Below are 14,807 nucleotides of genomic sequence, written 5' to 3' on the forward strand. Positions count from 1 at the left end.
CCATAGCTGGTTCGACCAAAAAAGTCCAGACCTAATTTTGCGGGTAAAGGGCAGCGCTAGCACGTCGTCCGCTGCTTCGATCCGTGCATGGTGCGCACCGTGCACTGAACCTGGCGTGGCGGGCCTTTTCCTGCGAGGATGACGGCGATGACGATGACCACCATCATTGCCCGTCCCTCCACCGCCAGTCGTGCCGCCTGGCTGCTTGCCGGCGTCGAGTTCTTTTTCTCGCTCGGCTGGGTGGTCTATGTCATCTTCCTGCCCGAGCTGCTGGCGCGCGGCGGGGTCGACAGGCGCCATCTGCCGTGGCTGCTGGCGGCCGACCAGTTGCTTTTCGCACTCGCCGACTGGGTGATCGGCGTCGCCGTCGACCGCGCGCGCGCCGCGCTGCGCCGCATTGGCGCGATGCTCGTCGTGCTGGCGGCTGTCGCCGCGGTGGCGATGCTGTTGCTGCCCTGGCTGGCGGCGGATCCACCGCTCTTCCTGCTCGCCACTGCCGTCTGGGTGCTGGCTTCGGCGGCCTTGCGCGCGCCGCCATACGTCCTGCTTTCGCGGTACGCCGCGCGCTCGGCGATGCCGCGCCTCGCCGGCATCCAGCTGCTCGGACTGGCGCTCGCTTCGGCGCTGGCGCCGTACCTGGCGATCGTCCTCAAGGGGATCGATCCGGCGCTGCCCTTTGCCCTCAGCGCGCTGGCGGTGGGGGTGACGGCGCTGGCGCTGGTCGCCGTCGAGCGTTCCCTGCCGCCGCCGCAGCCGGTGGCGGCCGACGTGGACGGCGGCCGAACGGCGCAGGCGGTCGGCTGGAGTGTCCTGCTGCTGATCGCGCTGCTGTTCGCCTTCGGCCAGCAGGTGCATACGGCGATCAACTCGGCGGCGCAGTTCAGGCGCCTGGCCGACCCGGCCCTGCTGCCGTGGCTGCTGCCGGTTTTCTGGGCCGGCTTCAGCATCGGGCTGCTGGCTGTCGACCGCCTCGTCCGCGCCCGCGGCGCGCTGGCGGTGCTGCGGGGGTCGGCGGCCGGCGGCGCGCTGGCACTTGGCAGCGCAGCGCTCGCCGGTTCGTTGGTCGTCCTGCTGCCGATCCAGTTCATCGTCGGGGCGCTCTGGGGCGGCATCCTCTGCACGTCGATCGGCATAGCTGCCGAGCGTGGCGATCCGCTGCAGAGCGGCCGTCACACCGGTGCGCTGATGGCGACGCTGGCGGTGGCGGTGATGTCGCGGCTGAGCCTGGCGGCTGCCGGTGGCGGCACGGGAGCGCTGCTCGAATGGCTGCCGGTGGCAGTGTGGGTGGCGGCGCTTGTCCTGCTGCTGCGCTTGCCGCGGGTGTAGGGCCGGCGAAGGCGGGCTTTCGACCGGCGGTTCCCGGCCAACCACGGCGGGCATCGGCGTGCACCGAATGCGGAATCGCTTCCGCCACATCCCGGCACCCAGACCGCAAGTGTCGGCCATCCGGGGCCGGGTGGCACGCAGTCAGCCACTGGGTTGAGGATCGGCGTCGTTCCCCGGATTGGCCGTCATTGATCCCGGGTATTGATGATTGGCTGGCTTTCCCGGTTCGGGTGTCAATGGGAACATTCACTTATAACAGTGTGTTGCGGTGTTTCCGACCGTGCTCAGCGGGCGCTGTACTCGGTTTTCTTTGATTGTTCGGGTGTGTGCCGCATCGGCGGGGAGCCGCTGCGCAGGCGACCTGGGGCGTCGCCACCGGTTCAGTGCTCCCTGCCGTCCGCCCGCGGCTTCACGAGAATGGGGATATAACGCCAGGCGAGGAGCGTGAAGCAGGCGAACCAGCAGGCGGCGGCGAACTGGATCCACAGCAGGTAGTGGCCGGGGGCGATCTGCGGCAGGACGATGCGGATGACGCAGCCGGCGATCATGATCCACAGCACGCTGCGGTCGAGGCTGTCGAAGACCAGCGGCCGGCCGGTGTGGCCCTTGCAGATGCGAATCAGCATCGCCGGGATGATCAGCCCCATGGTACCGAAGGTGAATACGTGCATCGACAGCGAGCCGGGCCAGTGCGCCGCTGCCAGCAGTTCACTGCCTTGCAGCAGCAGCTGGACGACGATCGCCAGGTAGCCGAGATACATGATGCCGATCTCCAGCCGGCGCAGGGCGAGGTGCGGCTGCCAGAAGGCGAAGCGGATGGCGAGCAGCAGCGCGAGCAGGAGCGAGATCGCCGCGGCGAAGGCCGCCGGCAGCAGGCTACCGGCGACGAGCAGCAGCGCCAGCAGCTTGATCGCCGCATCGAGCGGCGGGTTGCGCAGAATCCCGACACCGAGGGTGTTCTTCATGAACTGGGTGACGGTGCGCTCGAGCATGACGAGAAAGGCGACGCGGAACAGCGCGAGCGTCATCGCCGCGCCGGCCGGGAACGAGTCGCTGCCCAGCAGCAGGGTCTTGGCGACGAGGAACAGCGGCAGGATGATGAGGAAGAAGTAGTTGTCGCGGAACGAATCGGTATCGCGGTGACGGGCTAGCGTCCACAGCAGCATGCCGACGATGCTGGCAAGAAAGAGATTGCTGGCGAGGCGGAAGACGAGTGGCGACAACTCGCCGGCAAACCACATGCCGGCACGCTCGAGCAGCCAGGCGACGGCGAGGAGGATCAGCGGCAGGCCGTGGTAGCCGCGCACCTTCACCCAGTTCTTGCTTGCCGTGAGCAGGAAGCCGCCGAGAACGGCCCAGCCAAAGCCGAAGAACATCTCGTGTGCGTGCCACTGGGTGGGCGAGAACGGTGCCGGCGGCGGCGCGATCGTGCCGGCGAAGATCAGCGCCCAGACGGGCGGCAGGCCGAGGCCGGCGAGACAGGCGAGGGCGAAGAAGGGGCGGAATCCGACCAGCCAGAGGGGGTGGGTCGAGAAGGACATCGAACGGATGCTGGGGCAGCGGCACGGCACGGGATGGCGCAGTATAGCCGGACGGCGGCCGCCTGTCGCGTCGCGCCGGGCGCTGGCGGGTGCTGGCGGCGATCCTCCTCTGGCCCGGCGGCGGGTTTCCGCGGAAAATACATGCCGCTGGAACGGTCGGCAACGGGCGCTGACTATCCGTCCCGGGATGCGGGCAACGATCGCCGGCGTCAGCGGCCGCGGCTGCTGGGGGACGACGCCGGCGGATAGCTGGCGACTGGAGAATTCGATAGGCGAAGGCATGCGACGATACGGGCCGGTGCTGGCCACGGTGATGCTTCTGTTGGCCGGCGATGCTGCGGCGCAGAAGGTGTACCGCTGGGTGGACAAGCAGGGCCAGGTCCACTTCTCCGATGCGCCGGCCGAGGACGCGAAGTCGAGCGAGGTGCCCTGTGCGCCGCCGCCGACACCACGGCAGGTCGACGAGGCGCGGCAGCGGGCCGAGCGCGAACGGCAAGCGGTCGAGGCGGCGGCAGCGGCGCGGGCGCAGCGCGATGCTTCGCGGCTGAGCGGCACGGCGAACGCCGCCCCGTTCGGGCCGACGCCCGAGAATGTGACTTCGGAATTGATGCGGACGGTGGGTACGGCTGTCACTTGCGACGAGCGGCAACCGTCGCGGCTGCAGCACACCTTCGTTCTCCAGTTGCACGTTGACCCGCACGTCCCGGCCGGCGCCTACTTCGAGGCCGAGTTCGAGAACGAGCACGATGCCCGCAAGCCGCTGCGCGCCGGCGGCGAACTGCGGGCTGTGGGCTTTCCTGAAGTCAAGGAAGAGAGCGTTACGCTGGTTTCGCCGCCCTTCGACACCGTCCGCTGCCGGAACTACGAGGTCGTCGTGCGCCTGTATCGTGGCAGGACATCACGCGAGTTGCTGGGGACGCACCGCCAGAAGATCGGGTCACGAGTGGACTCGGCACTCTGGAAAGCCTACGGCGAAAACGCCATCGTGCGCATGATGGAGCAAGGCCACCTCTGCCCGTGACCCGCGGCCACGTAGCGGGTGGGGCGTCGGGCGTCAGAACGGTGCTGGCGAGTCGATGCACAGCTGCCTGCCGCTGGCGGGATGGACGAAGCGCAACTGGTCGGCGTGCAGCAGCAGGCGTTCGGCAGCGCTGCCGCCGTTGGCGTCGCCGTACAGCCGATCGCCGATGATGGCGTGGCCGAGTGCCTGCAGGTGGACGCGCAACTGGTGGGTGCGGCCGGTCTCGGGAAACAGCGCCAGCCGCGAGCGGTTGCTGGCGGGGTCGTGGCTGAGGAGCTGATAACGGGTGAGCGACGGCTTGCCGGTCAGCCGGTCGACCTTCTGCCGCGGCCGTTGCCGCCAGTCGGCGGCGAGCGGCAGGTCGATCGTGCCGCTGATCGCCGGTGGTGGTCCGGCGACCACTGCCTGATAGCGCTTGTGCACGCGGCGCGCGGCGAAGTCGCCGGCAAGCCGCCGCTGCATCTCGCGGCCGCGGGCCAGGACGAGCAGCCCCGAGGTGTGCAGGTCGAGGCGATGGACGAGCAGCGCGTCGTCAACGAGCGCCTGCACGCGCCGCAGCAGGCAGTCGTCCATGCCGGCGCCGCGGCCAGGCACCGCGAGCAGGCCGGCCGGCTTGTTGACCAGCAGCAGCGATGCGTCGAGGTAGGCAATTTCCGGTCCGCGGTCGGGCGGAGGTGCGTATGGCAGGGCGGCGAGCGCCGATGGCTGCGGCGAGGGCATGGTGCGGCGGTGGCGGTGACGGTGGGGCGATTGTCGCGCATTTTCCGCGCGCGGGAGCGGTCGCCGCGGGCCAGCGGACCGGGCGTGCCGCGCAGATCGGGTACACTGGCCCGGTGAGCCGCGCCGCCCGGCGCTGGTGCCGGCAAAGATGCTGCCATCCGGCCCGGCCATCTTCAGGAGAACCGATGAACACGCACCTTCCGCAACTGGAGACGATAGCAATCGAACTCGACGCCGGACTCGCCGAGCTTCGTCTGAACCGTCCCGAACGCTCGAACGCGATCAACGAGGCGATGTGGCAGGAGTTGCGCATCGCCTGCAACTGGGCGGATGCGACGCCGGCGGTGCGTGTCGTGGTGCTGGCCGGTGCTGGCCGCAATTTCTGCGCCGGCATCGATCTGGCGATGCTGGCGAGCGTCGGCGAGGTGGTTGCCGACGCCGATCCGGCGCGCAGCCGTGAGGCACTGCGGCGGTTGATCCTCGACCTGCAGGATTGCCTGAGCAGCGTCGAGCGCTGCCGCAAGCCGGTACTGGCGGCGATCCACGGCGCCTGCATCGGCGGTGCGATCGATCTCGTGACCTGTTGCGACATGCGCTACGCGGCCGCTGGCGCGCACTTCTCGGTGCGCGAGATCGATGTCGGGATGACCGCCGATGTCGGCACGCTGCAGCGGCTGCCGAAGCTGATTGCCGACGGCGTGGCGCGCGAACTGGCCTACACCGGCCGCAGTGTGGCTGCCGACGAGGCGGCGCGAATCGGCCTGGTCAATCGCGTCTTCCCCGATGTGGAGGAACTGCTCGCCGGCGTGCGCGGGATCGCCCGCGCCATTGCCGGCAAGTCGCCGCTGGCGATTCGCGGTACCAAGGAGATGCTCAACTACGGCCGTGACCATTCGGTGGCCGACGGCCTGAACCATGTCGCCACCTGGAACGCGGCGATGCTGATGTCGGCCGATCTCGACGAGACGATGGCAGCGCTGCGAGAACGCCGACCGGCGCGCTTTCGCGATTGAAAAGCGCATCGGCCCGGCGTCGATCGCCCTGGCGGCAGCGGTTTGCACTGCGGCGTGTGCGCGGGCCCGTGCCGGCACTCGGCACCTCAGTCGTGGCGGCGAGCGGCGGCGATGGCCCGCTGGAACTCGCTGCGCAGCTGCGGCGAGTGCTCGAAGTCGCCACAGAAGGACTGCGTGATGACGCGCTCGTCGCCGCGGCGGTCCTCGCCGAGCAACAGGCACAACTGCTCGGCCTCGATGGCGCAGGCGGCGCCGCGTGCCCTGCCGTGGCGCATCAGCGCTTCGGCGATGTCGCGTGTCATCCACTCCTGGTAGGTGAAGCGATGGCCGATGGCGTCGACGAGGCGTGCGATGCGGCCGAAGCCGTGCAGGCGTCCGCCCGGCAGGTAGGCGACGTGCGCCAGGCCGCGAAAGGGCACCAGATGGTGCGGGCAGACACCATGTACGGCGATGCCGCGGACGATGACGAGATCGCTGCGCTGGTCGGCGAAGCCGTCCCCAAGGGCGGTCGCCGGATCGAGATCGTAGCCGCCGAGCAGACGGTGCTGCCACAGTTCGCGCACGCGTTGCGGCGTGCGGCCCATGTGCGTGGTATCGGCGCTGACGCCGCAGGCGCGCAGCAGGTCGACGACGGCGCGTTCGAAGGCCGTCGCATCGAACGGTTGCTGGCGCGTGATGCCGATCGCGGCGGTGCTTGGGCCGGCGGGTTCGGGGTGGTTGCAGTCGGTCATCGTCGGTCTTCATCCGGCATCGCTGATGGCGACATGATACACGCCGCCCGTTGCCGGTCCGGCAGGCGACTGCCGCTGCGTGGCGAATTCGCGACGAGGGGTGCGAAGACGCCGATTTCGCTCGCGGCGGGGCGCCACGCGCGCGCGCGATGAGCGATAATCCGGGCCTTGAGCCATTTCGACGAGTAGCTGCAGTGCGAGCGGTGGGCACAGACCCGGCTTGGGAAGGAAGTGCATGAAGCGCGTTGATGATTTTCGCTTGCGGTTTGGCGGGAAGGAACTGGTGCCGATCGTCATCGGCGGCATGGGCGTCGACATCTCGACGGCCGAGCTGGCGCTCGAGGCCGCTCGCCTCGGCGGCATCGGCCACATTTCCGATGCCATGGTGAACACGGTCGCCGATCGCAGGTTCAACGCCAAGTTCGTCAAGGACAAGCTGCAGCAGTACAAATTCAACGTCGCCAATTCCGACAAGTCGGTGGTCCGCTTCGATCTTGATCAGCTTGCCGAAGCGACGCACATGCACATCGGGCGAACGATGGAGGCGAAGCGCGGTGACGGCCTGATCTTCGTCAACTGCATGGAGAAGCTGACTATGAATTCGCCGCGCGAGACGCTGCGCGTGCGCATGGCGGCGGCGCTCGACGCCGGCATCGACGGCATCACGCTTGCCGCCGGTCTGCATCTCGGCTCGTTCGCGCTGATCGAGGATCACCCGCGTTTCCGTGATGCCAAGCTGGGGATCATCGTCTCCTCGCTGCGCGCGCTGCAGCTCTTCCTGCGCAAGACGGCGCGCAGCAACCGCCTGCCGGACTACGTCGTGGTCGAGGGGCCGCTGGCAGGCGGCCATCTCGGTTTCGGCATGGATTGGGCGCGGTACGATCTGGCGACGATCTTCGCCGAGATCCATCGTCATCTGCAGGCGGAGCAACTCGACATTCCGCTGATCCCGGCGGGCGGCATCTTCACCGGCAGCGATGCCGTCTCGTTCCTCGAGCAGGGAGCGGCGGCGGTGCAGGTGGCGACGCGCTTCACCGTTTCCCGCGAGTGCGGCCTGCCGGAGGATGTCAAGCAGCGTTATTTCGCCGCCAGCGAGGACCAGATCGAGGTCAACCAGATCTCGCCGACGGGCTACCCGATGCGCATGCTGAGCAACAGCCCGGCAATCGGTGACGGCATCCGGCCGAACTGCGAGGCGTATGGCTACCTGCTCGACAGTACCGGCAACTGCTCGTACATCAGCGCCTACAACCGCGAGGTGGCAGCCAACCCAGGCGTCAAACGCATCTCGGTGAAGGACAAGACCTGCCTGTGCACGCAGATGCGCAACTTCGACTGCTGGACCTGCGGGCACTACGCCTACCGTTTGAAGGATACGTCGCGGCGTCTGCCGGACGGCAGCTATCAGTTGCTGGACGCCGAGCACATCTTTCGCGACTACCAGTTCAGCACCGACGGCCAGGTCCAGGTTCCCGACTAGTGCGTCCGTTGCCCGCGCCCGCCACGGTCGTTCGCAGCGCAGCGGTGCGGTAGCCCGTGCTCAGCTACCGGCACGCCTTTCATGCCGGCAACCACGCCGATGTCCTCAAGCATCTGGTGCTGGTGCACATGGCCCGCCACCTCGCGCAGAAGGACAAGGCCTTCTGGTACATCGATACACACGCCGGTGCCGGCAGCTATGCGCTCGATTCGGCAGTGGCCGCGAAGCTCGCCGAGCATCGCGAGGGCATTGGCCGCCTCTGGCTGCGCAAGGATCTGCCGCCGGCCGTTGGCGACTACGTCGACCTGGTCCGCCTGGCCAACCCGGACGGTCGCCTGAAGATCTATCCGGGTTCGCCCGGCTTCGCGCGGTGCACGCTGCGAGCGCAGGATCGGCTGCGGCTGTGCGAACTCCACAGCCGAGAGGTGCTGCGCCTGCGCGAGAACTTCTCCGCCAGTTCGCGGCAGGTCATGGTCGATGAGGTCGACGGTTTCGCCGCCCTGAAGGGGTTGTTGCCACCGCCGCCGCGGCGTGCACTGGTGCTCATCGATCCGCCTTACGAGGAACGGCGCGATTACGAGCGCGTCGTCCTGGCTCTCAAGGATGCCCTGCAACGCTTCCCGGGTGGCAGCTACCTGCTCTGGTATCCGCTGCTGAGCAAGCTGGAAGCGCACGAACTGCCGTCACGCCTGAAGCGCCTGCCGGCGGCGCGCTGGCTGCACGTCAGCCTGCGTGTGCGGACGCCAGCCGCCGATGGCTTCGGCATGCATGGCAGTGGGTTGTTCGTGATCAATCCGCCGTGGACGCTGCAGGCGATGCTGCAGGAGTCGTTGCCGTGGCTGCGGCAGGTGCTGGCGGTGGACGCCGGCGCCGCTTTCACCCTCGAGGGCGAGGCCCCCTGAAGCCGGCTGCCGCCGCCTCGCCGCGTTCGTCGGGCGCTGGCTGGTGATGCTTGCGGCTGCTGCCGTAGCTGCTTGCCACCGGGTAGCGCACGGCGTTCTTGCGCAGTTTGACCTGCGCCGCTTCCTCGAGGTCGATGCCGGCGCGCTCGGCGACGAGCAGCAGGTAGAGCAACACGTCGGCGCATTCGTCGCGCAGCGCCTCGCGGCTCGCGGCGCTGGCCGGCAGCGCGTCGACCTCGGCGTCGCTCTTCCACTGGGTCAGTTCGAGGAGTTCGGCTGCCTCCAGGTTGAGCGAGACGATGAGGTTGCGCAGGCTGTGGAACTGGGCCCAGTCTCGCTGCTCGCGAAAGTCGATCAACTGCGCGGTCAGCGCCGACAGACTCATGGTTTCAGGCGAAGAAGCGCTGCCAGGCGGCTTCCGGCAGCCGCATGCCAGTGGCGCGGGCGCGGGCGAGAAGCTCCCAGTAGTAGCGGTAGGACGCTCGGTCGTGCAGGCGGCCCTGGTGCTGGATCGGTCCCCAGTCACATTCCTGGGCGGCGCCAAGGATGGCGGTGGCCTCCTCGACCTCGGAGAAGTCGGGGCACATCGCCTCGAAGATCGGCACGATCTGGTTCGGGTGGATGCTCCACATGCGCAGGTAGCCGAATTCGCTGCGTGCGCGCAGCGCGTCCTGATGGATGAGATCGAGATCGCGCAGCTCGGTGGTGACGTTGTGCGAGGGGACGACGCCGTTGGCCAGCGCGGCAGTGGCGATCTCGCACTTGGCGCGCGCCACCAGCGGGTGGTCGAACTGGCCGGGGCTCTTCATCGCCGAACCGGGGATCGCGCCATGATGCGCGCTGACGAAATCCATCAGGCCGAAGTCGAGCGACTCGACCCCGGGCAGGGCGGCGATCTGCCACACCTCGCGCAGCGCCGTATGCGTCTCGATCAGGACGTGCAGCGGGATCGTCCGTGCGAGGTCGGCGCTCGCTGTGACGCGTTGCACGACACGCAGCTGCTGCTGCACATCGTCCACCCCGCCGACCTTCGGCAGCGTCAGGAACGCCAGCCGCCGCCCGGCGTTGCCGACGATGATCTCGATGTCCTGTTGCCACGCGGGATGACGGATGTCGTGGATGCGCGCGCCGATGCGGCCGTGCCGGTTGCCCTCGCTCATGATGATGCGGGCCACCATCGCGGCGTGTTCGCGGTCGGCGCCGGCGACGGCACCGTCCTCGCAGTCGCAGGTGAGGTCGAAGATCGGGCCGATCTCGCCCTGCAGCTGCAGCGCCTTGGTGATCAGCCTCTCGGAGCCCGCGTAGTGGTCGACGGCGGGCAACATCGGGAAGGGCTTTTCGCCCGCGAAGAGAACCTGGCTCGGGTGGCGCATCGATAGACGGCATGGCAGTGTTGGCGAGCCAGCATTCTAACCCGCGGCGGCAGCGTCGCGGCGGCGAAAAAAAACCGCGGCCGGAGCCGCGGTTGTCTGCCGGGCACGCCGCGGTTACAGCATGTCCTTGACTGCGTCGCGCTCGTCGGTCAGTTCCTTGAGCGTCTTGTTCAGCTTGTCGCGCGAGTACTCGTCGATGGCGATGCCCTGGATGATCTTGAACGAGCCGCCCTTGCATTCGCACGGGAAGCCGAAGACGATGCCGGCCGGGATGTCGTACGAACCGTCGGAGGGAACACCCATGGTCACCCATTCGTCGGAGCCGAGGACCCAGTCACGCATGTGGTCGATCGCCGCATTGGCAGCCGAAGCGGCGGACGAGAGGCCACGGGCGTCGATGATCGCCGCGCCGCGCTTGCCGACCGTCGGCAGGAAGGTGTCGTTGTTCCACACCGCATCATCGATCAAGGCCTTGACGTTGTCGCCGTTGGACGTGCAGTTGCGATAGTCGGCGTACATGGTCGGCGAGTGATTGCCCCAGACGACCAGCTGCTTGAAGCTGGAAACCGGTCGGCCGGTCTTGTTGGCCAGCTGCGACAGGGCGCGGTTGTGGTCGAGACGGAGCATGCCATGATAGTTGGCCGGGTTGGTGCGGCCGACCTTGCGCGCCGCACTGCCGGCGATCAGTGCGTTGGTGTTGCACGGGTTGCCAACGACGAGGACGCGGACGGCCTCCTTGGAATTCTCGGCGATCGCCTTGCCCTGGACGGTGAAGATGGCGCCGTTGGCGGTGAGCAGATCGGCACGCTCCATGCCCGGGCCGCGCGGCCGCGCGCCGACCAGCAGGCAGACGTCGGCGTCCTTGAAGGCGACGTTCGGATCATCGGTGGCAAGCATGCCGGCGAGCAGTGGGAAGGCGCAGTCCTCGAGTTCCATCATCACGCCCTGGCAAGCCTTCTGGGCCTGCGGCAGGTCGAGCAGTTGGAGAATGACCGGTTGATCCTTGCCGAGCATCTCGCCGGAAGCAATCCGGAAGAGCAGGCTGTAACCAATCTGGCCGGCGGCGCCGGTGACCGCGACGCGCATGGGGGCTTTGGACATGATGCGGCTCCTGTCGTGAGAAACTTGCAGTGGGTGGACGAAAGGCGATCGGCCTGGCCCCGGTGACGGACGGCTCGTGTCCGCGGGGGCAGCAAATCGTGCGAATCATAAGATCCCGGGTTCTTCGATGTCAAATATATCTTATGTCTTATATAAGATAGGTCTTGATTTGGACGGGATGGACGCAGCCGTCGATTTGTGCTGAAATGGCGAGCCATGAGCCGCTCGTCGTCACTGCATTCCCCCACCTTCAGTCCGCTCTATCGGCAGATCAAGGAGCTGATCCTGCAGCAGCTGGAGTCAGGTGAGTGGGGCCCGGGGAGCCCGATCCCGAGCGAGTCGGAACTTGCTGCGCGCTTCGGCGTCAGCCAGGGCACCGTGCGCAAGGCCATCGACGAGATGGCGGCCGAACATCTGCTCGTTCGCCAGCAGGGCAAGGGGACCTTCGTCGCCACGCATCGCGATCCGGGGTCGTTTTTCCGCTTCCTGCGTCTCGTGCCCAATCAGGGCGAACGGCAGATTTCGCAGAGCGTGCCGCTGGAATGCTGGCGCGCCAAGGCCGGTCCCGATGTGGCGCGCATCCTGGCGCTCGAGGCGGGGGCGCCGATCACCATCGTTCGCCGCCTGCTGAAGCTCGGTGAAGAGCCCGTGGTCTTCGACGAGATCTACCTGCCGAGCGAGCTGTTTCCGGATCTCTCGCTCGATGCCCTACGTTCCGGTGAGTCGCTGTACAGTCTGTTCGAGACGCGTTATGGCGTGCGCATGATCCGCGCCGACGAGCGCCTGCGCGCGATCGCCGCCGACCGCGTCAGCGCCGAGCTGCTGCAGGTGGCGGAGGGAACGCCGCTGCTGCTCGTCGAGCGAGTGACGTTCACCTATGGTTCGCGGCCCGTCGAGTGGCGGCGGGGTTTCTACTCGACACGCAATTATCACTATCACAACGAGCTCGGCTGAGAGCCTGCAGCCGGCAGGCAGGGAGATTCAGGCACGTGACGATGTTCTATAATCGCGCGTGGTATCGCAGGGGTCGGGCGTTGCAGCCGGCCACATTACACATGAGGGGTAACGTTCATGGCAGAGATGGCAGTCAAGAAAAGGCGTCCAAAGAACTTGGACCTGCCGACCATCAGGCTACCGCTTCCGGGTATCCTGTCAATCATCCACCGGATCAGCGGGGCAGCCCTGTTTCTCCTCCTGCCTTTTCTGCTATGGCTGCTGCAGAGCAGCCTCACCTCGCCAGAGAGTTTCGCCGCCGCGCGCGCCGTGGTCGGTCATCCCCTGGCAAAGATTGTCCTTCTCGGCCTGATCTGGTTCTACATGCACCACTTCTGCGCCGGCATCCGCTACCTGCTGCTCGACCTGCACAAGGGGGTTGAACTCGAGGCGGCGCGTCTCTCGAGCAAGATCGTTTTCGCCGTCAGCATCGCCCTGACGCTGATCATCGGAGCAAAAGTGCTATGGTAAATCGCATACTCGTCGGGGCCCATTACGGCCTCAAGGACTGGATCATCCAGCGCGCGACGGCCGTCGTCATGGCGCTGTACACGTTGCTCTTCCTGGTCGTCGTCGGCGCTGTCGGGCCGGATTCCTTTGATGCCTGGCGCGCCGTCTTTGCCCACGGCTTCATGAAGTTTGCCACCTTCCTCTTCCTCGTCAGCGTCTTCTACCATGCCTGGATCGGTATCAGGGACATCTGGATGGACTACGTCAAGCCGGATGGCTTGCGCCTGCTGCTGATGATCGCGACCGCGACGGTGCTGGTCGGCTACGCCGGCTGGGCGTTTCAGATTCTGTGGAGAATTTAAGTGAGCAAGCAATCCGTAGCGGTACGCAAGTTCGACGCCGTGATCGTTGGGGCTGGTGGTTCGGGCCTGCGGGCAGCAATCCAGCTGTCCGAAGCGGGACTCAAGACGGCCGTCCTGTCGAAGGTCTTTCCCACCCGTTCGCACACCGTGGCCGCCCAGGGCGGTGTTTCCGCCTCTCTCGGGAATTCCGAGGAGGACCACTGGCACTGGCACATGTACGACACCGTCAAGGGCTCCGACTGGCTCGGTGATCAGGACGCCATCGAGTACATGTGTCGCAAGGCGCCCGAGGTCGTCGTCGAGCTCGAGCATTTCGGCATGCCTTTCGACCGTACCGATGAAGGCAAGATCTATCAGCGCCCGTTCGGCGGCCACATGTCGAATTTCGGCGAGAAGCCGGTCCGCCGTGCCTGCGCCGCGGCGGACCGCACGGGCCACGCGATGTTGCACGCGCTGTATCAGCGCAACGTGCGCGCCAACACGCAGTTCTTCGTCGAGTGGATGGCGCTCGACCTGATCCGAGACCAGTCGGGGGAGGTGCTCGGGGTCATCGCGCTTGAGATGGAGACTGGCGAGGTCGTTGCCTTCCACAGCAAGGCGACGGTTTTTGCCACCGGCGGCGCCGGCAGAATCTACTACTCTTCCACCAATGCCTTCATCAATACCGGCGACGGCCTCGGAATGGCGGCGCGCGCCGGCATCGCGCTCGAAGACATGGAGTTCTGGCAGTTCCATCCGACCGGGGTTGCCGGCGCCGGCGTGCTGATCACCGAAGGGGTGCGCGGCGAAGGCGGCATCCTGCGCAATTCGACCAACGAGCGCTTCATGGAGCGCTACGCGCCGAACGCCAAGGACCTCGCGTCACGTGACGTGGTCTCGCGGGCGATGGTGACCGAGATCAACGAGGGTCGTGGCTGCGGTCCGAACAAGGATTTCGTCCTGCTCGACATCACCCATCTCGATCCGGCAACGATCATGAAGCGGCTGCCCGGGATTCGCGAGATCTCCATCCAGTTCGCCGGCATCGACCCGATCAAGGCACCGATTCCGGTGGTGCCGACCTGCCACTACCAGATGGGCGGCGTGCCGACCAACTACAAGGGACAGGTCGTCGGCGACGATGGCGCGCCGGTGCGCGGTTTCTATGCCGCCGGCGAAGTGGCCTGCGCCTCGGTGCATGGCGCCAATCGCCTGGGAACGAATTCGCTGCTCGACCTGCTGGTCTTCGGCAAGGCTTCGGGTGACACGGTGATCGACGACGTGCGCTCGGGCGAGATCGGTCTCAGGGATCTGCCCGCCGACTTTGCCGATCGTACGCTGGCGCGGCTGAATCGCCTCAACACGCAGACCGGCGGCGCCAGTGTCAACGAGTGCCGTCTCGAACTGCAGCGAACGATGCAGAAGCACTGCGGTGTCTTCCGCTTCAAGGACATGCTCGTCGAGGGTGTCGCGAAGATCATCGAGGTCGAGAAGGCCGTCGCGCACACGGAAATCAAGGACAAGTCGCAGGTCTGGAATACCGCCCGCGTCGAGGCGCTTGAGCTGGACAACCTGGTCGAGGTGGCGAAAGCGACGATGGTTTCGGCCGAAGCCCGCAAGGAGTCGCGCGGGGCGCATGTGCGCGATGACGCGCCGGACACTCCGGCCAACCCGAACGGGCGCGACGACGCCAACTGGCACAAGCATACCCTCTGGCACCGCGAGGGCAATCGCCTGAGCTACAAGCCGGTGATCATGAAGCCGCTGTCCGTCGAAACCATCGCGCTGAAGACGCGTTCCTACTGATCGTGCGCC

Annotated in this window: 15 protein-coding genes; 9 read left to right on the forward strand and 6 right to left on the reverse strand. The window is 66.9% G+C overall.

Features of this window, described 5'->3' with window-relative positions:
- Window positions 1–147 precede the first annotated feature (147 nt).
- The gene (locus NFW30_RS15025) at window positions 148–1,326 is read left to right on the forward strand and encodes an MFS transporter (RefSeq protein ID WP_295351461.1); all 1,179 of its coding nucleotides are present in this window, start codon (window positions 148–150) and stop codon (window positions 1,324–1,326) included.
- Between the two features lie 380 nt (window positions 1,327–1,706).
- On the opposite strand, the gene NFW30_RS15030 is transcribed toward NFW30_RS15025, so the two are convergent.
- Entirely contained in the window at window positions 1,707–2,867 is a 1,161-nt protein-coding gene (locus NFW30_RS15030) for an NnrS family protein (protein ID WP_295351464.1), read from the reverse strand.
- A 280-nt stretch (window positions 2,868–3,147) separates the two neighbouring features.
- On the opposite strand from NFW30_RS15030, the gene NFW30_RS15035 reads away from it, so the two are divergent.
- Complete coding sequence (locus tag NFW30_RS15035) at window positions 3,148–3,888, forward strand: DUF4124 domain-containing protein (RefSeq protein WP_295351467.1); 741 nt, start codon at window positions 3,148–3,150, stop codon at window positions 3,886–3,888.
- Window positions 3,889–3,921: 33 nt separating this feature from the next.
- Here the strand turns inward: NFW30_RS15035 and NFW30_RS15040 are convergent, their stop codons facing one another.
- The gene (locus tag NFW30_RS15040; protein WP_295351470.1) at window positions 3,922–4,608 is read right to left on the reverse strand and encodes an RluA family pseudouridine synthase; all 687 of its coding nucleotides are present in this window, start codon (window positions 4,606–4,608) and stop codon (window positions 3,922–3,924) included.
- A gap of 185 nt (window positions 4,609–4,793) precedes the next feature.
- On the opposite strand from NFW30_RS15040, the gene NFW30_RS15045 reads away from it, so the two are divergent.
- A complete protein-coding gene (locus NFW30_RS15045) occupies window positions 4,794–5,621 on the forward strand; it encodes a crotonase/enoyl-CoA hydratase family protein (protein WP_295351473.1) in 828 nt (275 codons plus the stop codon).
- Between the two features lie 86 nt (window positions 5,622–5,707).
- Here the strand turns inward: NFW30_RS15045 and folE are convergent, their stop codons facing one another.
- A complete protein-coding gene (gene folE, locus NFW30_RS15050; RefSeq protein ID WP_295351476.1) occupies window positions 5,708–6,352 on the reverse strand; it encodes a GTP cyclohydrolase I FolE in 645 nt (214 codons plus the stop codon).
- A 235-nt stretch (window positions 6,353–6,587) separates the two neighbouring features.
- Here folE and NFW30_RS15055 point away from each other — a divergent pair, with 235 nt between their 5' ends.
- Together NFW30_RS15055 and rlmJ are read left to right on the forward strand one after the other, a co-directional pair.
- Window positions 6,588–7,832: a nitronate monooxygenase gene (locus NFW30_RS15055; RefSeq protein ID WP_295351479.1), complete on the forward strand. Its 1,245-nt coding sequence runs from the start codon at window positions 6,588–6,590 to the stop codon at window positions 7,830–7,832.
- Window positions 7,833–7,888: 56 nt separating this feature from the next.
- Window positions 7,889–8,734 carry a 23S rRNA (adenine(2030)-N(6))-methyltransferase RlmJ gene (gene rlmJ, locus NFW30_RS15060; RefSeq protein ID WP_295351482.1) on the forward strand — a complete coding sequence of 282 codons (846 nt, stop codon included), beginning with the start codon at window positions 7,889–7,891 and terminating at the stop codon, window positions 8,732–8,734.
- Here the strand turns inward: rlmJ and NFW30_RS15065 are convergent.
- The 3 genes from NFW30_RS15065 to NFW30_RS15075 form a co-directional block, all read right to left on the reverse strand.
- Window positions 8,709–9,119: a nucleotide pyrophosphohydrolase gene (locus tag NFW30_RS15065; RefSeq protein WP_295351485.1), complete on the reverse strand. Its 411-nt coding sequence runs from the start codon at window positions 9,117–9,119 to the stop codon at window positions 8,709–8,711. The genes rlmJ and NFW30_RS15065 overlap by 26 nt on opposite strands.
- 4 nt (window positions 9,120–9,123) lie before the next feature.
- Window positions 9,124–10,107: an aldolase/citrate lyase family protein gene (locus NFW30_RS15070; protein WP_295351488.1), complete on the reverse strand. Its 984-nt coding sequence runs from the start codon at window positions 10,105–10,107 to the stop codon at window positions 9,124–9,126.
- A gap of 114 nt (window positions 10,108–10,221) precedes the next feature.
- Window positions 10,222–11,208: a malate dehydrogenase gene (locus tag NFW30_RS15075; protein WP_295351490.1), complete on the reverse strand. Its 987-nt coding sequence runs from the start codon at window positions 11,206–11,208 to the stop codon at window positions 10,222–10,224.
- Window positions 11,209–11,424: 216 nt separating this feature from the next.
- Here NFW30_RS15075 and NFW30_RS15080 point away from each other — a divergent pair, with 216 nt between their 5' ends.
- The 4 genes from NFW30_RS15080 to sdhA all read left to right on the forward strand — a co-directional run bounded on the left by NFW30_RS15080 (window position 11,425) and on the right by sdhA (window position 14,798).
- Window positions 11,425–12,162 carry a GntR family transcriptional regulator gene (locus tag NFW30_RS15080; RefSeq protein ID WP_295351492.1) on the forward strand — a complete coding sequence of 246 codons (738 nt, stop codon included), beginning with the start codon at window positions 11,425–11,427 and terminating at the stop codon, window positions 12,160–12,162.
- A 117-nt stretch (window positions 12,163–12,279) separates the two neighbouring features.
- Complete coding sequence (gene sdhC, locus NFW30_RS15085; RefSeq protein ID WP_295351495.1) at window positions 12,280–12,672, forward strand: succinate dehydrogenase, cytochrome b556 subunit; 393 nt, start codon at window positions 12,280–12,282, stop codon at window positions 12,670–12,672.
- Window positions 12,666–13,013 carry a succinate dehydrogenase, hydrophobic membrane anchor protein gene (gene sdhD / locus NFW30_RS15090; RefSeq protein WP_295351498.1) on the forward strand — a complete coding sequence of 116 codons (348 nt, stop codon included), beginning with the start codon at window positions 12,666–12,668 and terminating at the stop codon, window positions 13,011–13,013. Before sdhC ends, sdhD begins: the two co-directional genes overlap by 7 nt.
- Entirely contained in the window at window positions 13,014–14,798 is a 1,785-nt protein-coding gene (gene sdhA / locus NFW30_RS15095; RefSeq protein WP_295351501.1) for a succinate dehydrogenase flavoprotein subunit, read from the forward strand.
- Window positions 14,799–14,807: the final 9 nt, after the last annotated feature.

Origin of the sequence: Accumulibacter sp. (assembly GCF_023806635.1) — a bacterium.
GTDB lineage: Bacteria > Pseudomonadota > Gammaproteobacteria > Burkholderiales > Rhodocyclaceae > Accumulibacter.